This is a genomic window from Pseudomonas sp. CAN1, assembly GCF_030462585.1.
Taxonomy (GTDB): Bacteria; Pseudomonadota; Gammaproteobacteria; order Pseudomonadales; family Pseudomonadaceae; genus Pseudomonas.
Genome location: NZ_JASMRU010000002.1, coordinates 457,446 through 476,014 on the forward strand (window position 1 = coordinate 457,446; position 18,569 = coordinate 476,014).

General features: G+C 64.7%; 16 protein-coding genes. 10 read left to right on the plus strand and 6 right to left on the minus strand.

What is annotated here, in order from left to right; translation table 11 throughout:
- Nucleotides 1-207: 207 nt before the first annotated feature.
- The 3 genes from QO207_RS05070 to QO207_RS05080 form a co-directional block, all read right to left on the minus strand.
- Nucleotides 208-3,018 carry an FAD-binding and (Fe-S)-binding domain-containing protein gene (locus QO207_RS05070; RefSeq protein WP_301531471.1) on the minus strand — a complete coding sequence of 937 codons (2,811 nt, stop codon included), beginning with the start codon at nucleotides 3,016-3,018 and terminating at the stop codon, nucleotides 208-210.
- A 172-nt stretch (nucleotides 3,019-3,190) separates the two neighbouring features.
- Entirely contained in the window at nucleotides 3,191-4,336 is a 1,146-nt protein-coding gene (gene lldD / locus QO207_RS05075) for an FMN-dependent L-lactate dehydrogenase LldD (RefSeq protein ID WP_301531472.1), read from the minus strand.
- Nucleotides 4,337-4,449: 113 nt separating this feature from the next.
- Nucleotides 4,450-6,126, minus strand: a complete 1,677-nt coding sequence (locus tag QO207_RS05080) for a lactate permease LctP family transporter (protein ID WP_301531473.1) — start codon at nucleotides 6,124-6,126, stop codon at nucleotides 4,450-4,452.
- A gap of 372 nt (nucleotides 6,127-6,498) precedes the next feature.
- Between QO207_RS05080 and QO207_RS05085 the strand changes: the two genes are divergently transcribed.
- Entirely contained in the window at nucleotides 6,499-7,275 is a 777-nt protein-coding gene (locus QO207_RS05085; protein ID WP_045216708.1) for an FCD domain-containing protein, read from the plus strand.
- Between the two features lie 36 nt (nucleotides 7,276-7,311).
- Here the strand turns inward: QO207_RS05085 and smpB are convergent, their stop codons facing one another.
- Entirely contained in the window at nucleotides 7,312-7,791 is a 480-nt protein-coding gene (gene smpB, locus QO207_RS05090) for an SsrA-binding protein SmpB (RefSeq protein ID WP_017518965.1), read from the minus strand.
- 154 nt (nucleotides 7,792-7,945) lie between these two features.
- Here smpB and QO207_RS05095 point away from each other — a divergent pair, with 154 nt between their 5' ends.
- On the plus strand, nucleotides 7,946-8,380 hold the full coding sequence (locus QO207_RS05095; protein ID WP_253445285.1) for a type II toxin-antitoxin system RatA family toxin: 435 nt from the start codon (nucleotides 7,946-7,948) through the stop codon (nucleotides 8,378-8,380).
- The gene (locus QO207_RS05100) at nucleotides 8,373-8,681 is read left to right on the plus strand and encodes an RnfH family protein (RefSeq protein WP_301531474.1); all 309 of its coding nucleotides are present in this window, start codon (nucleotides 8,373-8,375) and stop codon (nucleotides 8,679-8,681) included. The genes QO207_RS05095 and QO207_RS05100 overlap by 8 nt, the downstream gene beginning before the upstream one ends.
- Nucleotides 8,682-8,786: 105 nt before the next feature.
- Here the strand turns inward: QO207_RS05100 and QO207_RS05105 are convergent, their stop codons facing one another.
- Complete coding sequence (locus QO207_RS05105; RefSeq protein WP_301531475.1) at nucleotides 8,787-9,323, minus strand: outer membrane protein assembly factor BamE; 537 nt, start codon at nucleotides 9,321-9,323, stop codon at nucleotides 8,787-8,789.
- A gap of 96 nt (nucleotides 9,324-9,419) precedes the next feature.
- Here QO207_RS05105 and fur point away from each other — a divergent pair, with 96 nt between their 5' ends.
- Nucleotides 9,420-9,824: a ferric iron uptake transcriptional regulator gene (fur, locus tag QO207_RS05110; RefSeq protein ID WP_015478949.1), complete on the plus strand. Its 405-nt coding sequence runs from the start codon at nucleotides 9,420-9,422 to the stop codon at nucleotides 9,822-9,824.
- Nucleotides 9,825-9,973: 149 nt separating this feature from the next.
- Here fur and recN read toward each other — a convergent pair whose 3' ends face one another.
- Nucleotides 9,974-11,650 carry a DNA repair protein RecN gene (gene recN, locus QO207_RS05115; RefSeq protein ID WP_301531476.1) on the minus strand — a complete coding sequence of 559 codons (1,677 nt, stop codon included), beginning with the start codon at nucleotides 11,648-11,650 and terminating at the stop codon, nucleotides 9,974-9,976.
- 200 nt (nucleotides 11,651-11,850) lie between these two features.
- Here recN and grpE point away from each other — a divergent pair, with 200 nt between their 5' ends.
- The 6 genes from grpE to leuE all read left to right on the plus strand — a co-directional run bounded on the left by grpE (nucleotide 11,851) and on the right by leuE (nucleotide 18,567).
- Nucleotides 11,851-12,414, plus strand: coding sequence for a nucleotide exchange factor GrpE (gene grpE, locus QO207_RS05120; RefSeq protein ID WP_081520689.1), 564 nt, complete (start codon nucleotides 11,851-11,853; stop codon nucleotides 12,412-12,414).
- 90 nt (nucleotides 12,415-12,504) lie between these two features.
- A complete protein-coding gene (gene dnaK, locus QO207_RS05125; RefSeq protein ID WP_301531477.1) occupies nucleotides 12,505-14,421 on the plus strand; it encodes a molecular chaperone DnaK in 1,917 nt (638 codons plus the stop codon).
- A 122-nt stretch (nucleotides 14,422-14,543) separates the two neighbouring features.
- Nucleotides 14,544-15,674, plus strand: coding sequence for a molecular chaperone DnaJ (gene dnaJ, locus QO207_RS05130; protein ID WP_081520691.1), 1,131 nt, complete (start codon nucleotides 14,544-14,546; stop codon nucleotides 15,672-15,674).
- A gap of 79 nt (nucleotides 15,675-15,753) precedes the next feature.
- Nucleotides 15,754-16,560, plus strand: a complete 807-nt coding sequence (gene dapB, locus QO207_RS05135; RefSeq protein WP_081520692.1) for a 4-hydroxy-tetrahydrodipicolinate reductase — start codon at nucleotides 15,754-15,756, stop codon at nucleotides 16,558-16,560.
- A gap of 187 nt (nucleotides 16,561-16,747) precedes the next feature.
- Nucleotides 16,748-17,884: a glutamine-hydrolyzing carbamoyl-phosphate synthase small subunit gene (gene carA, locus QO207_RS05140; RefSeq protein WP_301531478.1), complete on the plus strand. Its 1,137-nt coding sequence runs from the start codon at nucleotides 16,748-16,750 to the stop codon at nucleotides 17,882-17,884.
- Nucleotides 17,885-17,913: 29 nt separating this feature from the next.
- The gene (gene leuE, locus QO207_RS05145; protein ID WP_026079047.1) at nucleotides 17,914-18,567 is read left to right on the plus strand and encodes a leucine efflux protein LeuE; all 654 of its coding nucleotides are present in this window, start codon (nucleotides 17,914-17,916) and stop codon (nucleotides 18,565-18,567) included.
- Nucleotides 18,568-18,569: the final 2 nt, after the last annotated feature.

Here is an 18,569-nt window from a genome sequence, read left to right on the forward strand (position 1 = left end):
TGGTCCCCTCAACCATCCGTGAGCAGCAGGATAGCTGGCGTGATGCAGTTAGGGCAGAGGGTGGCAGCGCTCGCTTAACGGGCTGTTAAGACGATTGGTCGATTTCGGCGTGGGGTGAAAGCGATCGCGGACGGAGTCCGCTCCTACGTAAGCCGATGCCTGTAGGAGCGGACTCCGTCCGCGATGCGCCGGCAAGGCCGGCGGTATTTACAGCGGGCGCGCGCGGGTCACGCGGTCCACGAGATAGACCACCCCGCGATAGTCGATGCCGCCGTGGGCGGACAGGCCGATCTCGCAGGTGCGGCTGGTGGAGACGCCTTCCTCGCAGTACTGCACCGCGTCCTTGAGCGTGCGCAGCGAATGCGCGTTCAGCTCGGGCGTGGTGAAGCCCTTGTCGCCGGCGAAGCCGCAGCAGTGGATGCCCTCGGGAATCACCACTTCGCGGGTGCAGCGCTTGACCAGGTCGATCAGCGCCTGGCTTTCGCCCAGATGCTGGGTGCTGCAGGTGACATGCACGGCTACCGGCTTGTCCTGCGGCTGGAAGTCCAGGCGCTCGACCAGATGGGTGCGGATGAACTTCACCGGGTCGTAGATCTTCAGCCGGTCGTCCGCCAGCTCCTGCACCAGGCGCAGGGTGCAGGGGCTGGTGTCGCAGTAGATCGGGTCGAGGCCGCCACGGCTGGCGCGCAGCAGTTGGGCGAGCAACTCGTCGCGCTTGGCATCGGCCTGTTCCTTGTAGCCCTTGGAGGCGAACGGCTGGCCGCAGCAGAGGTTGTCGGCGTTGTCCGGGAAAACCACCTGGTAGCCGGCTTTCTCCAGCAACTGGCGGGTCTTGTCGATCAGCGGCATCTGCTCTTCGTCCGCCGCCGCCGGGCCCATGGCGCGGGATACGCAGGCGGTGAGGTAGACGACGCGCGGCTTGCCGTTATCCACAGTCTGCGAGGCAGCTGCGAGGCGAACCGGCTGCGGCATGGCCGGAGTCCACTGCGGCACACGGCCCTTGCTGGCGTGGCTGACGGACGCACTGAGGCGGGCCAGGCGAGGCGAGCCGAGCACCATGCGCGCGCCGTTGGCAGCGTGCAGCATGAACTTCGCGCCCTTCAGCGCGGTGGCGAAGTTGCGCGCCAGCCAGGTCGCGGTGCCAGCGTGGTGTGCTTCTTCGCCGCGCAGCTTGCGGATCAGCTCGCCGGTGTTGATATTCACCGGGCAGCGCTGGGCACACAGGCCGGTGGCGGCGCAGGTGTCGATACCCTGGTACTGGTAGTCGCGCTCGAGTTCGGTGGTGTCGACGCCGGCACGGCGCTTGGCCTGGATGTCGCGCCACATGACGATGCGCTGGCGCGGGCTGAGGGTCAGCCCCTTGGACGGGCAGACTGGCTCGCAGAAGCCGCACTCGATGCACTTGTCGACGATCTCGTCGGCGGCCGGTAGCGGCTTGAGGTTCTTCAGGTGCAGCTGCGGATCGTCGGTCAGCACCACGCCGGGGTTGAGGATGCCGCTGGGGTCGAGCAGACGCTTCAACTGCCACATCAACTGGTAGGCATCGTGGCCCCATTCCAGCTCGACGAAGGGCGCCATGTTGCGCCCGGTGCCGTGCTCGGCCTTGAGCGAGCCGCCGTATTCGACGGCGACCAGGTGCGCGACGTCGTCCATGAAGGCCGAGTAGCGCGCGATCTGCTCAGGCGATTCGAAGCCCTGGGTGAAGACGAAGTGCAGGTTCCCTTCCAGCGCGTGGCCGAACAGGATGGCTTCGTCGTAGCCGTGCTTGTCGAACAGCTCGATCAGGCGATTCACGCCTTCGGCCAGCTGTTCGACGGGGAAGGTGACGTCCTCGATGATCACCGTGGTGCCGGTCTCGCGCACTGCGCCGACGGCCGGGAAGGTGTCCTTGCGGATGCGCCAGAGCTGGTTGTAGACCACTGGGTCTTCGCTGAAGTCGACCTGCTTCTCCACCGGGTAACCGGCGATGGAGGCGCTGATCTGCGCGAGTTGTTCGTGCAGCAGCGACTCAGTAGCCGCGCGGGATTCGATGAGCAGCGCGCAGGCGCCTTCGGAGAGGCTCTTCACCCACACCGGCATGCCCTGCATGTTTTCCACCGAGCGCAGGCTGCGGCGGTCCAGCAGCTCCACGGCGGACACCGGCTGCTGCTTGAGCACGGTCACGGCCTTGCAGCAGGTCTCCACATCGGGGAAGACGATCAGCGCGCTGGCCTTGTGCGGGTGGTCCGGCACGGTGTCGTAGGTCACCGCGCTGATGAAGCCCAGGGTGCCCTCGGAGCCGACCATCAGGTGGGTGAGGATGTCCAGCGGTTCGTCGTAGTCGACCAGTGCATTCAGCGACAGCCCGGTGGTGTTCTTCAGGCGGTACTTGTGGCGAATCTTCGCGGCCAGTTCGGTGTTGGCTCGGGTCTGCCGGCCCAGCTCGGCGAGCTGGTCGAGCAGTGCGCCATGGCTGTCGCGGAAGGCCGCGACGCTGGCGGGCAGTTCACTGTCCAGCAGCGTGCCGTCGGCCAGCAGCAGGCGCAGGCCCGCCAGGGTGTGGTAGCTGTTCTGCGCGGTGCCGCAGCACATGCCGCTGGCGTTGTTGGCGACGATGCCGCCGATCTTGCAGGCGTTGATCGACGCCGGGTCCGGGCCGATCTTGCGGCCGAAGGGCGCCAGCCAGGCGTTGGCCTGGGCGCCGATGACGCCGGGCTGCAGGCGAATCTGCGTGCCGCCGTCGCGGATGTCGCGGCCGTTCCAGTTGTCACCCAGTACGAGCAGCACCGAATCGCTCACGGCCTGGCCGGATAGGCTGGTGCCGGCGGCGCGGAAGGTCACCGCGACCTGGTTGGCGTGGGCGGACTTGAGCAGGGTGGCGACTTCGTCTTCGCTCTCCACGCGGATCACCAGCTTGGGGATCAGCCGGTAGAAGCTGGCATCGGTGCCGAAGGCCAGGGTCGAGAGCGCATCGTCGAAGCGGCGCTCGCGGGGGATCAGGTGTTCTACCGTGTCGAGGAAAGCGGCAGGGAGGCTCATGGCGGCTCCAGTCATCATCGGTGAGCGTGGACCGCTGGACGGCCCATCGGTGTTCTTTTGGTTCGAACGCGTTGTGGGCACGTTCTTTTCGTAGGAGCGAGCTTGCTCGCGAACCCGGTGGGCACGGAGCTTGGCAGGTTCGCGAGCAAGCTCGCTCCTACAGATGGGGCTCTCAGGCGCCCAGTTCGCGCACCAGCGAGTCACGGGTGATCTCGCCGATGCTCTTGGCGCCGGTGAGCACCATGGCCACGCGCATTTCCTTCTCGAACAGGTCCAGCAGGTTCTTCACGCCGGCTTCGCCGTGGGTCGCCAGGGCGTAGAGGAAGGCGCGGCCTATCAGCACGGTGTCCGCGCCCAGGGCGATCATCCTCACCACGTCGAGGCCGTTGCGGATGCCGGAGTCGGCGAGAATCTTCAGGTCGCCCTTCACCGCGTCGGCAATGGCCGGCAGAGCGCGGGCGCTGGAGAGCACGCCGTCGAGCTGGCGGCCGCCGTGGTTGGAGACGACGATGCCGTCGGCGCCGAATTTCACCGCGTCCTTCGCATCTTCCGGGTCAAGGATGCCCTTGATGATCATCGGGCCATCCCAGAATTCACGGATCCACTCCAGGTCCTTCCAGGAAATCGACGGGTCGAAGTTGGCGCCCAGCCAGCCGATGTAGTCGGCCAGGCCGGTGGGGTTGCCGCGGTACTTGGAAATATTGCCCAGGTCGTGGGGCTTGCCCAGCAGGCCGACGTCGAGGGCCCAGGCCGGGTGGGTCATGGCCTGCCAGACGCGACGCAGCGGCGCGTTCGGCCCGCTCATGCCAGCGTGGGCGTCGCGGTAGCGAGCGCCGGGCACCGGCATGTCGACGGTGAATACCAAGGTCTTCACGCCGGCGGCCTTGGCGCGCTCCAGGGCGTTGCGCATGAAGCCGCGGTCCTTGAGCACGTAGAGCTGGAACCACATCGGCCGGTCGATGGCCGGGGCGACTTCCTCGATGGGGCAGACCGACACCGTGGACATGGTGAAGGGAATGCCTTTCGCGGCGGCCGCTCGGGCTGCCTGTACTTCGCCGCGCCGGGCGTACATGCCGGTCAGGCCGACCGGGGCCAGGGCGATGGGCATGCTCAACGTCTCGTCGAACAGCCGGGTCTCCAGGCTCAGCTCGGACATGTTCTTCAGCACGCGCTGGCGCAGGGCGATTCCGGCCAGGTCGTCGACGTTGTTGCGCAGGGTGCGCTCGGCGTAGGCGCCGCCGTCGGCATAGTGGAAGAGGAACGGTGGCAGCTTGCGTTGGGCTGCGGCGCGGTAATCGGTAGAGGCAGAGATGATCATGGGCGTCTCATCGTTGAGGGACTTGTCGAGGCCTTCACGCTGGCGCGGGTGACCTCGAAAGACCTTAGCTGCTGTACGGACCTCCGCGCCGGGGCGCGGAGCCGGGTCTTGCCTTAGTGCACCAGCATGCCGGTGAAGATATACGCCTGCGCCAGGGTGATCAGACCCACCAGGGCGGCGAACATCAGGCTGTGCTTGAGGGTGAAGCGGAACAGGTCGGATTCCTTGCCGACCATGCCGGTGGCGGCGCAGGCCACGGCGATGGATTGCGGCGAAATCATCTTGCCGGTCACGCCGCCGCTGGTGTTGGCAGCCACCAGCAGGGTGTCATTGACCCCGATCTGGTGCGCGGTGGTGGACTGCAGCGAGCTGAACAGGGCGTTGGAGGAAGTATCCGAGCCGGTCAGGAACACGCCCAGCCAGCCGAGGAATGGCGAGAAGAACGGGAAGGCTGCACCGGTGCCGGCCAGGACCAGCGCCAGGGTGGTGGACATGCCCGAGTAGTTGGTGACGAAGGCGAAGGCCAGCACCATGCCGATGGAGAGGATCGGCCATTTCAGCTCGATCAGGGTCTCCTTGAAGGTGGTCAGACCAGTTTTCGCACCGATGCGCAGGACGATCATCGAGATCACGGCAGAGAGGAAGATCGCGGTGCCGGTGGCGGATACCGGGTCGAGCTTGAACACGGCAGCGATCGGCGTCGGGTTGGCGACGATGGGCGCGGTCTTCACGACCAACTGGTCCAGGTGCGGGATGGCGAAGTTGAACACCAGGCTGTACAGCGCACCGCCCGGAGCGAAGGCCGCCTTGAACGGCTTCAGGGTCCAGATGGTGACCAGCACGGTGAGGATCAGGAACGGCGACCAGGCCTTGAGGATTTCACCGAAGCTGTAGGGCGAAGGCTCGGCCCCACGGGAACCGCTGCCGCCCATGACCGCGGCGCCGCCGGAAGTGGCGACCACTTCGCGCTCGCTGGCTGGCTGCCAGACCTTGAGGAACAGGGTGAGGCAGATCAGGCTGACCAGGGCGGAGGTGATGTCCGGCAGTTCCGGGCCGATGAAGTTGGAGGTGAAGTACTGGGTGATGGCGAAGCTGCCACCGGCGACCAGGGCGGCCGGCCAGGTTTCCTTCACGCCTTTGAGGCCGCCCATCATGAACACCAGCCAGAACGGCACGAGGATCGACAGGAACGGCAGCTGGCGGCCGGTCATCGCGCCGATCTTGAAAGCGTCGATGCCGGTGACCTGGCCCGCGACGATGATCGGGATGCCCAAGGCGCCGAAGGCCACCGGTGCGGTGTTGGCGATCAGGCATAGGCCCGCGGCGTACAGCGGGTTGAAACCCAGGCCGACGAGCAGGGCGGCGGTGATCGCCACCGGCGCGCCGAAGCCCGCCGCACCTTCGAGGAAGGCGCCGAAGGAGAAGCCGATCAGCAGTACCTGCAGGCGCTGGTCGCCGGTGATCGACAGCACTGAGCTGCGGATCACCTCGAACTGGCCGCTCTTGACCGTGAGTTTGTAGAGGAACACCGCCGCGACGATGATCCAGGCGATCGGCCACAGGCCGTAGGCGAAGCCATAGCCGGCGGCGGCGATGGCCATGTCGGCGGGCATGCCGAAGGCGGCGATGGCGATGATGATCGAGAGGGCGAGGGTGATGCTGCCGGCGACGTGGCCCTTGAGGCGGAACACGGCGAGGGCGAGGAAGAAGAACACGATCGGAATGACGGCGACCAGCGCGGACAGGCCGAGGCTGCCGAGCGGGGTGTAAATCTGCTGCCAGGTTTGCATCTGGTTGGCTCCCTAATTGTTTTTGGGTGGAGGGCCTGGTTGCCGGTCGGGCGATTCCGATGCGCTTGTGGCGCGTTGGGCAGACGGTCGACTGATCGCGGCTTGTTGTTTTGGTGAACGGTCTTGCATGCGCTCGTTTCACAAGTGGCTTGTCGCGCAATTCAACTTCCGGTAAATTGGTATGACCAATTTACAAAGTCGAGCGCTCAGGGTAAAAGCCCTGCTGGCGGCATGTCAATTTGCTGCCTTGCGACTTTTGTCGAGCGTGATGCGAAGGAGTGGCTGGCCTTGTGGCTGGCGATAGCGCTGGTCAGATTGCCGCGCACCGCGTAGATCGCGGTCTTGAGCACGATGTCGGAGGAGTTCACCCGCATGAGTTTCGGTCAGGTCAAGCAGCGCCGTTTGTCGGACGATATCGTCGAGCGGCTGGAGGCGATGATCCTCGAGGGCACCCTCAAGGCCGGCGAACGCCTGCCCGCCGAGCGTGTGCTGGCCGAGCAATTCGGCGTCTCGCGGCCGTCACTGCGCGAGGCGATCCAGAAGCTGGGTGCCAAGGGCTTGCTGGTCAGTCGCCAGGGCGGTGGCAACTACGTCAGCGAAGGGCTGGGCTCGATGTTCAGCGATCCGCTGCTGCACCTGCTGGAGAGCAATCCCGAGGCGCAGCGCGACCTGCTGGAGTTTCGCCACACCCTGGAAGGCTCCTGCGCCTACTACGCCGCACAGCGTGCGACCGAGGTCGATCATCAGCGCCTGAAGCAGGCCTTCGATGCACTGCAGGATTGCTATCAGCGCGTGGGCAAGGTCAGCCGTGCGGAAGAGGGCGCGGCGGATGCGGCTTTCCATCTGGCCATCGCCGAGGCCAGCCACAACGCGGTGCTGCTGCACACCATTCGCGGCCTGTTCGACCTGCTCAAGCGCAACGTGGTGACCAACATCGGTGGCATGTACGCCCAGCGTGACGAAACCCGCGAGCAGCTGATGCGTCAGCACCGCGAGTTGTACGAGGCGATTATCGGCGGGCACGCGGAAGCGGCGCGGGAGATTTCCCAGCGGCATATCGACTACGTGCAGGAAGTGCTGGCCGAGGTGCAGGCGAAGGAATTGCGCCTGCAACGGGCCCAGCGACGCCAGGGTGCGGTGGACGCCTGATCGAAGGCGCGCCCTCTTGCGAGGGCGCGACAAGACTCAGTCGTCCTTGCCGTGACGAATGGCGCGCTGGATTTCCCGGTCGGAGTCACGCTCCTTCTCGGTGCCGCGCTTGTCGTACTCTTTCTTGCCCTTGGCCAGTGCGATCTCGCACTTGATCAGGTGCTTCTTCCAGTACATCGAGAGTGCGACGCAGGCGTAGCCTTTCTGCTGCACGGCACCGAACAGCTTGCCCAGCTCGCGCTTGTGCAGCAGCAGCTTGCGCGTGCGCACCGGGTCGGCGATGACGTGGGTGCTGGCAGTGGTCAGCGGCGTGATGTGGCTGCCGAGCAGCCAGGCTTCGCCATCCTTGAGCAGCACGTAGCTGTCCACCAGCTGCGCCTTGCCGGCGCGCAGGCTTTTCACTTCCCAGCCGGCCAGGGCGACGCCCGCCTCGAAGCGCTGCTCGATGAAGTAGTCGTGCAGAGCCTTCTTGTTCTGCGCGATGGTCCCCGAAGGGTGTTTCTTCTGTTTAGCCATAGGCCGCGCATTATAGGGAGTCACTCGCCGCGCCGCTATCGGGACAGCGTGCGACGGCATGCAAGCTTGAGGGTGTGTGGCTAATCTCGGACAATGCGCGCTGTTTTTTTGAGTAGCGGGCGTATGAAATGCCCCACAACCAAGCGAGACGTCTATGAGCACGCATATCCAGCGTTCGGCGCTGCTGCCCTATCCGGCGAAGGCGCTGTACGACCTGGTCAACGATGTGGCGCGCTACCCGGAGTTCCTGCCCTGGTGTTCCGCCTCCACCGTGCTGGAGGAGAGCGATACCGCCATGCGCGCCGAGCTGACCGTGGCCAAGGGCAGCATCACCCAGCGCTTCACCACGCGTAATGTGCTGGTGCCAGGGCAGAGCATCGAGATGAATCTCGAGGAAGGCCCCTTCTCACAGCTGCACGGCGTGTGGACCTTCAAGGCGCTGGGCGACAAGGCCTGCAAGATTTCCCTCGACCTGACCTTCGATTACGCCGGTGCCCTGGTGAAAGCCACCCTCGGCCCGCTGTTCACCCAGGCAGCGAACACCATGGTCGACGCCTTCTGTCAGCGCGCCAAACAGCTGCATGGCTGAATCCGCCAGCATCGCCATCGAAGTCGTCCATGCGTTGCCGGAGAAGCAAGTGCTGTTGCGCCTGAGCGTTCCCCGCGGGACGCGGATGCGCGAAGCGGTGCTGCTGTCGGGCATCGCCGGGCAGTTTCCCGGCCTGGATGTGCAGAGCTGCCCGCTGGGCATCTTCGGCAGGGCGGTAGCTCGGCCCGAAGAGCGTGTGCTGGAGGAGGGCGAGCGGGTGGAAATCTACCGGCCGCTGATCGCCGATCCCAAGGAAGTGCGCAAGCAGCGGGCGGCGCGGGCCAAGGCGGCGCGCGGCTGATTCGCGCGCAGTGCTGATCCTCGTGCGATGCTGATTCTTGCGCGGTGAAAGCGCAGGCAACAAAAAGCCCGGCATTGGCCGGGCTTTTTCGTTGGCGCGAATCCCTTACTGCGGATTCTTGTCCAGCGGTTCCGGAGTCGGGACCGGGACGGTTTCCACCTGGTCGACTTCCTTCTGGATCTGCTCTTCCACGGAGCCGGGCTTGGCCGGTTGCTCCTTGGGCTGTTCGGGCTGCTGCTGTGGAGCTTCCGGGGCCAGCGGCGGGGTAACCCCGTCCTTGCCAAGGATCGACTCGTCGCGGCTGACGCCGGGCATGAAGTCGCCATTCAGGCCGACCAGTTGGTCGTTGGCGCCGAAGAATAGGCTCATGCGCTCCTGCTGGCGCTGACCGCCGCCGGGCTGGATGCTGTAGAGGTAGTCCCAGCGATTGGGGTGGAACGTGTCCACGATCAGGGGGTTGCCCATGATAAACCGCACTTGGCGCCGGGTCATTCCGGGCTTCAACTGGTCTATCATATCCTGCGTTACGACGTTGCCTTGCTGGATGTCGATCTTGTAGACCCCCGGGAACGAGCAACCGGCGAGTGCGGCGAGTCCCAGCCCGAAAGCGAGACTGGTCAGCATGAGCTTGGCGTTTTGCATCAAGGGGTGACTTCCACTATCTTGGCTGGGCGACGAAATCCCGATCATACCTGTATTGAGAGATGCTGCGAAGCATTCAGCGGCGAGAAAGCACACATGGTTGAAAATAGCGAACTGCGCAAAGCCGGACTGAAGGTCACTCTGCCGCGCGTCAAGATCCTGCAAATGCTCGATTCTGCCGAGCAGCGCCATATGAGCGCAGAGGATGTTTACAAGGCGCTGATGGAGGCGGGCGAAGACGTTGGTCTGGCCACCGTCTACCGCGTCCTGACCCAGTTCGAAGCCGCCGGCCTGGTGGTGCGTCACAACTTCGACGGCGGCCATGCCGTCTTCGAACTGGCCGACAGCGGTCACCATGACCACATGGTCTGCGTCGATACCGGCGAAGTCATCGAATTCATGGACTCGGAAATCGAGAAACGCCAGAAGGAGATCGTTCGCGAGCGCGGCTTCGAGCTCGTCGATCACAATCTGGTGCTCTACGTGCGCAAGAAGAAGTAAGCGCACGCAGATGCAGAAACGGCGACCCTCGGGTCGCCGTTTTCGTTTGTGCTGCTTTCTGTAGGAGCGAGCTTGCTCGCGAACCGCATAAGGCCGAGCTCGCGGGTGGCTCTGTTCGCGAGCAAGCTCGGCTCCTACAACCAGTGGACTCAACCTTGTACGGCTGAGTCCACCATCTTGCGGGCGTGGGCCAGGGATTCCTTGGTCAGGTCCACACCGCCGAGCATGCGGGCGATTTCCTCGATGCGCTCGGCCTTCTTCAGGTTGGCCACGGCGGTGCGGGTTTCGCTGGTGTCGCGGTCCTTGTGCACGAACAGGTGCTGGTGGCCCTGGGCGGCAACCTGCGGCAGGTGGGTGACGGTCAGCACCTGGCCGCGATCACCCAGGCGACGCAGCATCTGGCCGACCACTTCGGCGGTGGGGCCGCCGATGCCGACGTCGACTTCGTCGAAGACCAGGGTGGGAGTGCGCGAGGTCTGCGCGGTGATCACCTGGATCGCCAGGCTGATGCGCGACAGTTCGCCGCCCGAGGCCACCTTTGCCAGGCCCTTCAGCGGTTGGCCGGGGTTGGCGCTGACGAGGAAGTCCAGTTGCTCCTGGCCGTTGACCTGCGGTTCATCCGAGGTGGATTCGCGCAGCTCGATGGCGAAGCGCCCGCCGGGCATCCCCAGACGCTGCATCTCCACTTCCACGGCCTTGGCCAGTTTCGGCGCGGCGTCCTGGCGCAGGCGGCTGAGTTCGTCGGCCTTCTCCTGATAGTGGCGGGCGTAGGCGGCCAGTTCGTCGCCCAGGCGCTCCACAGCTTCGTCGTCGGCGTTCAGCGCCTCCAGCTCATCCAGCAGGCGCTGCTGCAGGTCCTGCAGCTCGTGGGGCTGCACGCGGTGTTTGCGCGCAAGGCTGTAGATGGCGTCCATGCGCTCTTCCAGCTGCTGCAGGCGCATGGGGTCGGCGTCGAAGTGATCGACGAAGCGGTTCAATTCGCCGATGGCTTCTTCCACCTGGATCTGCGCGCTGGACAGCAGGTTCACTGCTTCGCCCAGTGCGGCCGGCTGGCTCGGGAAGGCAGTAAGGCGATTGAGGCTGGAGGTCAGTGCCGACAGCACGTTTCCGGCGTCGCTTTCACTGCACAGCTCGACCACCTGGCGGCAGGCGGCGATCAGGCTGCCGGCGTTGCTCTGGGTCTTGTGTTCGGCTTCCAGTGACTCCAGTTCGTTGTCACCCAGGCCGAGGTTTTCCAGCTCTTCCAGCTGGTAGCTGAGCAACTGGTGGCGGGCGCGCTGCTCGTCGCCGTTGCGCGACAGGCGGTCCAGCTCCTGGCGGGTCTGCTTCCAGCGCTGCGCGGCGAGGTGTACCTGGCGCGCCAGGTCCTGGCTGCCGGCGAATTCGTCGAGCAGGCGGCGGTGGGTGTCGGCCTTGAGCAGCGACTGATGCTCGTGCTGGCTGTGGATGTCGATCAGCAGCTCGCCCAGGTGCTTGAGGTCGCCCAGCGGGCAGGGTGTGCCATTGATGTACGCGCGGGAGCGGCCTTCGGCGGTGATCACCCGGCGCAGGATGCACGGGCCGTCCTGTTCCAGGTCGCGCTCGGCGAGCCAGTCGCGGGCTTCGGCAATCGCGCTGACATCGAAGCTGGCGAGAATGTCGGCCTTGTCGGAGCCTGGGCGGACCACGCCGCTGTCGGCGCGGTCGCCCAGGGCGAGGCCGAGGGCGTCGAGCATGATCGACTTGCCGGCGCCGGTTTCGCCGGTGATCACGGTCATGCCGGCGGCGAGCTCGAGATCGAGGTGCTCGACGATGGCGTAGTTGTGCACGGACAGATGAACCAGCATGGGCGGCGGCTCCATAGATAGGTCTGGTTATTTATACAGTATTTTTTGCTGCTGGCAATTCTCCCTCGTCGCCTTTGCGGACTGCCTCTTGGCGTCATGCCCTTGAAGTCGGGAAAAGCCGCCCCATATACACGGCAGAGCCGCGGACCATTGGGTTCGCCTTGTTTTCAAAGGCTTATTTTCTTTTTTAGGAGAGTGGCATGTCTGACGAACAACAGACTCAGGATTCCCAGTTCAACGAGCAGCCGGACACCGGCGCTACCGGGGATCTGAACGCCCGCGTGCTGGAACTGGAAGAACAGGTAGCTGCGGCGAAGGACCAGAGCCTGCGCGCCGTCGCCGAACTGCAGAACGTCCGCCGCCGTGCCGAGCAGGACGTGGAGAAGGCGCACAAGTTCGCCCTGGAGAAATTCGCCGGCGACCTGCTGCCGATCGTCGATACCCTCGAGCGCGCGCTGGAGATGTCGAACCCGGAAGACGAAGTGATCAAGCCGATGCGCGAAGGCATCGAGCTGACGCTGAAGATGTTCCACGACACCCTCAAGCGCTACAACCTCGAGCCGGTCGACCCGCACGGCGAGCCGTTCAACCCTGAACACCACCAGGCCATGGCCATGGAAGAGAGCATTCGTCTCGAGCCGGGCAGCGTGGTCAAGGTGTTCCAGAAGGGCTATCTGCTCAACGGTCGTCTGCTGCGTCCGGCCATGGTCGTGGTCAGCAAGGCACCGGAACAAACTCCGCCTTCGATCGACGAGAAGGCTTGAAATCCACCACCCGGTCCCCATCTGGGTAATCAACCGAGCCAAAGACCCGCAACAGGGTCAGCGCGGAATCTAATTTCTGGAGAGTGAAATATGGGCAAAATCATTGGTATCGACCTGGGGACCACCAACTCCTGTGTGTCCATCCTGGAGAACGGTAACGTCAAGGTCATCGAGAACGCCGAAGGCGCTCGTACCACCCCGTCGATCATCGGCTACGCCAACGACGGCGAAATCCTGGTAGGTCAGCCGGCCAAGCGTCAGGCTGTGACCAACCCGACCAACACCCTGTACGCCGTGAAGCGCCTGATCGGCCGTCGCTTCGAAGAAGAAGTCGTACAGAAAGACATCAAGATGGTGCCGTACAAGATCGTCAAGGCTGACAACGGTGACGCCTGGGTCGAGGCCAAGGGTCAGAAGATGGCTCCGCCGCAGGTCTCCGCCGAAGTCCTGAAGAAGATGAAGAAGACCGCCGAGGATTACCTGGGCGAGCCGGTCACCGAAGCGGTCATCACCGTTCCGGCCTACTTCAACGACAGCCAGCGTCAGGCCACCAAGGACGCCGGTCGCATCGCCGGTCTGGACGTCAAGCGCATCATCAACGAACCGACCGCGGCGGCGCTGGCCTATGGCCTGGACAAGGCCAAGGGCGACCACACCATCATCGTCTATGACCTGGGCGGCGGTACCTTCGACGTTTCCGTGATCGAAATCGCCGAAGTCGATGGCGAGCACCAGTTCGAAGTACTGGCCACCAACGGCGACACCTTCCTCGGTGGTGAAGACTTCGACCTGCGCCTGATCGACTACCTCGTCGAAGAGTTCAAGAAAGAATCCGGCATGGATCTGAAGGGCGACCCGCTGGCCATGCAGCGCCTGAAGGAAGCTGCCGAGAAGGCCAAGATCGAGCTGTCCTCGACCCAGCAGACCGACGTCAACCTGCCGTACGTCACCGCTGACGCTTCCGGCCCGAAACACCTGAACGTCAAGGTTTCCCGCGCCAAGCTGGAATCCCTGGTGGAAGACCTGGTCACCCGCACCATCGAGCCGTGCCGCGTAGCGCTGAAAGACGCCGGCCTGGACGTCTCGAAGATCGACGAAGTGATCCTGGTCGGCGGCCAGACCCGCATGCCGCTGGTACAGAAGACCGTTGCCGAGTTCTTCGGCAAGGAAGCGCGCAAGGACGTCAACCCGGACGAGGCTGTTGCCATGGGTGCTGCCATCCAGGGCGCCGTTCTGGCCGGTGACGTGAAGGACGTGCTGCTGCTCGACGTCACCCCGCTGACCCTGGGTATCGAAACCCTCGGTGGCGTGATGACCGCGCTGATCGACAAGAACACCACCATCCCGACCAAGAAGTCGCAGGTGTTCTCCACTGCCGATGACAACCAGGGCGCCGTGACCATCCACGTTCTGCAGGGCGAGCGCAAGCAGGCCGGCCAGAACAAGTCGCTGGGCAAGTTCGACCTGGCCGACATCCCGCCGGCTCCGCGCGGCGTGCCGCAGATCGAAGTGACCTTCGACATCGACGCCAACGGCATCCTGCACGTTGGCGCGAAGGACAAGGCCACCGGCAAGCAGCAGTCCATCGTGATCAAGGCTTCTTCGGGTCTGTCCGAAGACGAGATCCAGCAGATGGTCCGCGACGCCGAGGCGAATGCCGAGGAAGACCGCAAGTTCGAGGAACTGGCCGCTGCCCGCAACCAGGGTGACGCGCTGGTCCACGCGACTCGCAAGATGGTCACCGAGGCTGGCGACAAGGCCACTGCCGAAGAGAAGGCTGCCATCGACAAGGCGCTGGGCGAGCTGGAAGTTGCCGTGAAGGGCGACGACAAGGCCGAGATCGACGCGAAGATGAATGCGCTGTCCCAGGCATCCACTCCGCTGGCGCAGAAGATGTACGCCGAACAGCCGCAGCCGGGCGCTGCCGCTCAGGGCGAGGCCGCTGACGACAAGGCTGGCGACGATGTCGTCGACGCCGAGTTCGAAGAGGTCAAGGAGAACAAGTAAGCCGCGTGCTTACTTCCGCCCCGGCGCACCGACCAGCGTGTCGGTGCGCATGAAACGTCACGCGGGGGCTTGCTCCCGCGTTGGCGTGTCTGGGGGAAAGGTTTTCAAGGTGCAAAGAATTTATGGCCAAACGTGATTTTTACGAGGTACTGGGTGTCGAGCGCGGCGCCAGCGAAGCGGACCTGAAGAAGGCCTATCGCCGGCTCGCCATGAAGTTCCACCCGGACCGCAATCCCGGCGACAAGGAAGCCGAGGACAAATTCAAGGAGGCCAACGAGGCGTACGAGGTCCTGTCCGACGCCAGCAAGCGTGCGGCCTACGACCAGTACGGCCATGCCGGCGTCGACCCGCAGATGGGTGGCGGCGGGGCGGGCTTCGGTGGCGCGAGCTTCTCGGACATCTTCGGTGATGTCTTCAGCGACTTCTTCGGTGGCAGCGGCGGCCGTGGTGGCTCCCGTGGCGGCCCGGCGCGCGGCGCTGACCTGCGCTACACCCTCGACCTGGACCTGGAAGACGCGGTTCGCGGCACCACCGTGACCATCCGCGTTCCGACCCTGGTCGGCTGCAAGACCTGCAGCGGCAGCGGCGCCAAGCCCGGCACCACGCCGGTCACCTGTACCACCTGCGGTGGTATCGGTCAGGTGCGCATGCAGCAGGGCTTCTTCTCGGTGCAGCAGACCTGCCCGCGTTGCCATGGCAGCGGCAAGATGATCACCGACCCCTGTGGCTCCTGCCACGGCCAGGGCCGCGTGGAAGAGCACAAGACCCTGTCGGTGAAAGTCCCGGCCGGCGTCGATACCGGTGACCGCATCCGCCTCACTGGCGAAGGCGAAGCCGGCGCCCATGGTGGCCCAGCGGGCGACCTGTACGTGGTGGTGAACGTGCGCGAGCACGACATCTTCCAGCGCGACGGCAAGCATCTGTACTGCGAAGTGCCGATCAGCTTCGCCGACGCCGCCCTGGGTGGCGAGCTGGAAGTGCCGACCCTGGATGGCCGCGTGAAGCTGAAGATCCCCGAGGGGACCCAGACCGGCAAGCTGTTCCGCCTGCGCGGCAAGGGCGTTGCCCCGGTGCGTGGTGGTGGTGCGGGCGACCTGATGTGCCGCGTCGTCGTCGAGACGCCGGTCAACCTGGACAAGCGTCAGCGCGAGCTGCTCGAAGAGTTCCGCAATACCCTGCAGGGCAACTCTTCCCACTCGCCCAAGGCCAGTGGCTGGTTCGAAGGCATGAAGCGCTTCTTCGACGATCTTTAACTTCCGCGGCAGGCAGCAGGCGGCAGGCTCCATGAGCTTCACGCCTGTCGCCTGCGGCCTACAGCCTGGAGCTGTTTTTATGCGACGTATAGCCGTTATGGGCGCCGCCGGGCGCATGGGCAAGACCCTGATCGAGGCGGTTCAGCAGACCAATGGCAGTGCCGGCCTGACCGCTGCGGTCGACCGTCCGGACAGCACCCTGGTGGGCGCCGACGCTGGCGAGCTGGCCGGTCTGGGCCGCATCGGCGTGCCGCTGTCGGGTGACCTGGCCAAGGTGGTCGACGAATTCGACGTGCTGATCGACTTCACCCACCCGACCGTGACCCTGAAGAACCTGGAAGTCTGCCGCAAGGCCGGCAAGGCCATGGTCATCGGCACCACCGGCTTCTCCGCGGCGGAGAAGGAACTGCTGAGCGAAGCGGCGAAGGACATCCCGATCGTTTTCGCGGCCAACTACAGCGTCGGCGTGAACCTCTGCCTGAAGTTGCTCGACACCGCCGCCCGCGTTCTGGGTGACGACGTGGACATCGAGATCCTCGAGGCACACCACCGCCACAAGGTCGACGCGCCGTCCGGCACTGCGCTGCGCATGGGCGAAGTGGTTGCCAATGCGCTGGGGCGTGATCTGGAGAAAGTGGCCGTGTACGGTCGCGAAGGCCAGACCGGCGCCCGTCCGCGCGAGACCATCGGCTTCGCCACCGTGCGTGCCGGCGACGTGGTGGGCGACCACACCGTGCTGTTCGCCGCTGATGGCGAGCGTGTGGAGATCACCCACAAGGCGTCGAGCCGGATGACCTTCGCTCGTGGTGCCGTGCGTGCTGCGCAGTGGCTGGATGGGCAGGCCAACGGCCTGTACGACATGCAGGATGTACTCGGCCTTCGCTGAGCGGCATGGCCGTACGTCGTGCAAAAGGTGGACCATGATGTCGCATTTCTGTAAACTACAGCTTTAGTGTGTCCACTAAAAGTAGCGCAGCATGATCACATAAAAAGCGGGATGACTTCTTCTGATGTCATCCCGCTTTTTTACAATCTGCGCACGCCCAGCCAGGCTTGAACTACGGGAGGTCTTCTTGACTAAGCCAGCCATACTTGCACTTGCCGACGGCAGCGTTTTTCGCGGTGACGCCATCGGCGCCGACGGCCAGACCGTCGGAGAGGTGGTGTTCAACACCGCCATGACCGGCTACCAGGAAATCCTCACCGATCCTTCCTACGCCCAACAGATCGTCACCCTGACCTACCCGCACATCGGCAACACCGGCACCACGCCCGAGGACGCCGAGTCGAACAAGGTCTGGGCCGCCGGCCTGATCATCCGTGACCTGCCGCTGCTCGCCAGCAGCTGGCGCGACAAGCAGTCCCTGCCGGACTACCTGAAAGAGAACGGTACTGTTGCCATCGCCGGCATCGATACCCGCCGCCTGACCCGCATCCTGCGCGAGAAGGGTTCGCAGAACGGCTGCATCCTGGTCGGCGACGACGCCACCGAGGAAAAAGCCCTCGAACTGGCGCGCGGCTTCCCGGGCCTGAAAGGCATGGACCTGGCCAAGGTCGTTTCCTCCACCGAGCGCTACGAGTGGCGCTCCAGCGTGTGGAGCCTGGAAACCGACAGCCATCCGGAAATCGCCGCTGCTGATCTGCCGTACCACGTGGTTGCCTACGATTTCGGTGTGAAGCTGAACATCCTGCGCATGCTGGTCGCCCGCGGCTGCCGCCTGACCGTGGTGCCGGCGCAGACTCCGGCCAGCGAAGTGCTCGCCCTGAACCCGGATGGCATCTTCCTCTCCAACGGCCCTGGCGACCCCGAGCCGTGCGACTACGCCATCCAGGCCATCCGCGAGTTCCTCGATACCGAGATCCCGGTATTCGGCATCTGCCTCGGCCACCAGTTGCTGGCCCTGGCCTCCGGCGCCAAGACCCTGAAGATGGGCCACGGCCACCACGGTGCCAACCACCCGGTGCAGGACCTGGATTCGGGCGTGGTGATGATCACCAGCCAGAACCATGGCTTCGCGGTCGACGAAGGCAGCATGCCGGCCAACCTGCGCGCCACCCACAAGTCGCTGTTCGACGGCACCCTGCAGGGTATCGAACGCACCGACAAGGTGGCCTTCAGCTTCCAGGGGCACCCGGAAGCCAGCCCAGGCCCGCACGACGTGGCTCCGCTGTTCGACCGCTTCATCGCGGCGATGGCCGAGCGTCGCTGAGTACGAGCTCGAAGAGGTAGAAGAAGATGATGCCGACCCTGGGAATCACCGACCTCTGGACCTACGTCCTGGGTACGTTGTTCATCGTCCTGCTGCCGGGGCCGAACTCGCTGTTCGTCCTCGCCACTGCCGCCCAGCGCGGCGTGGCCTCGGGCTACCGGGCGGCGAGTGCGGTGTTCCTCGGTGATGCGATCCTGATGTTCCTCTCGGCGCTGGGGATCGCCTCGGTGCTCAAGGCCGAGCCGATGCTGTTCCTGGGGTTGAAGTACGTCGGCGCCGCTTACCTGTTCTATCTGGGGATCGGCATGCTCCGCGGTGGCTGGCAGAAGCTGCGCCACCCGCTGGAGGCGGCCGCCGCGCCGGCCAAGGAAGTGGACGTCAACCAGCCGTTCCGCAAGGCGCTGCTGCTGAGCCTGTCCAACCCCAAGGCGATCCTCTTCTTCATTTCCTTCTTCATCCAGTTCGTCGATCCGGGTTACGCCTACCCCGGCCTGTCGTTCCTGGTGCTGGGTACGATCCTCGAGATCATCAGCGCCCTGTACCTGAGTTTCCTGATTTTCTCCGGTGTGCGTCTGGCGGCCTGGTTCCGTCGGCGGCAACGGCTGGCTGCCGGCGCCTCGAGCGGCGTCGGCGCCCTGTTCGTCGGCTTTGGCGTGAAGCTGGCCAGCGCAACCCTTTCCTGAAT

Coding starts and splice junctions, on each gene's coding strand:
- QO207_RS05070 (WP_301531471.1), bottom strand. CDS start 3,018: ATGAGCCTCCCTGCCGCTTTCCTCGACACGGTAGAACACCTGATCCCC.
- lldD (WP_301531472.1), bottom strand. CDS start 4,336: ATGATCATCTCTGCCTCTACCGATTACCGCGCCGCAGCCCAACGCAAG.
- QO207_RS05080 (WP_301531473.1), bottom strand. CDS start 6,126: ATGCAAACCTGGCAGCAGATTTACACCCCGCTCGGCAGCCTCGGCCTG.
- QO207_RS05085 (WP_045216708.1), top strand. CDS start 6,499: ATGAGTTTCGGTCAGGTCAAGCAGCGCCGTTTGTCGGACGATATCGTC.
- smpB (WP_017518965.1), bottom strand. CDS start 7,791: ATGGCTAAACAGAAGAAACACCCTTCGGGGACCATCGCGCAGAACAAG.
- QO207_RS05095 (WP_253445285.1), top strand. CDS start 7,946: ATGAGCACGCATATCCAGCGTTCGGCGCTGCTGCCCTATCCGGCGAAG.
- QO207_RS05100 (WP_301531474.1), top strand. CDS start 8,373: ATGGCTGAATCCGCCAGCATCGCCATCGAAGTCGTCCATGCGTTGCCG.
- QO207_RS05105 (WP_301531475.1), bottom strand. CDS start 9,323: ATGCAAAACGCCAAGCTCATGCTGACCAGTCTCGCTTTCGGGCTGGGA.
- fur (WP_015478949.1), top strand. CDS start 9,420: ATGGTTGAAAATAGCGAACTGCGCAAAGCCGGACTGAAGGTCACTCTG.
- recN (WP_301531476.1), bottom strand. CDS start 11,650: ATGCTGGTTCATCTGTCCGTGCACAACTACGCCATCGTCGAGCACCTC.
- grpE (WP_081520689.1), top strand. CDS start 11,851: ATGTCTGACGAACAACAGACTCAGGATTCCCAGTTCAACGAGCAGCCG.
- dnaK (WP_301531477.1), top strand. CDS start 12,505: ATGGGCAAAATCATTGGTATCGACCTGGGGACCACCAACTCCTGTGTG.
- dnaJ (WP_081520691.1), top strand. CDS start 14,544: ATGGCCAAACGTGATTTTTACGAGGTACTGGGTGTCGAGCGCGGCGCC.
- dapB (WP_081520692.1), top strand. CDS start 15,754: ATGCGACGTATAGCCGTTATGGGCGCCGCCGGGCGCATGGGCAAGACC.
- leuE (WP_026079047.1), top strand. CDS start 17,914: ATGCCGACCCTGGGAATCACCGACCTCTGGACCTACGTCCTGGGTACG.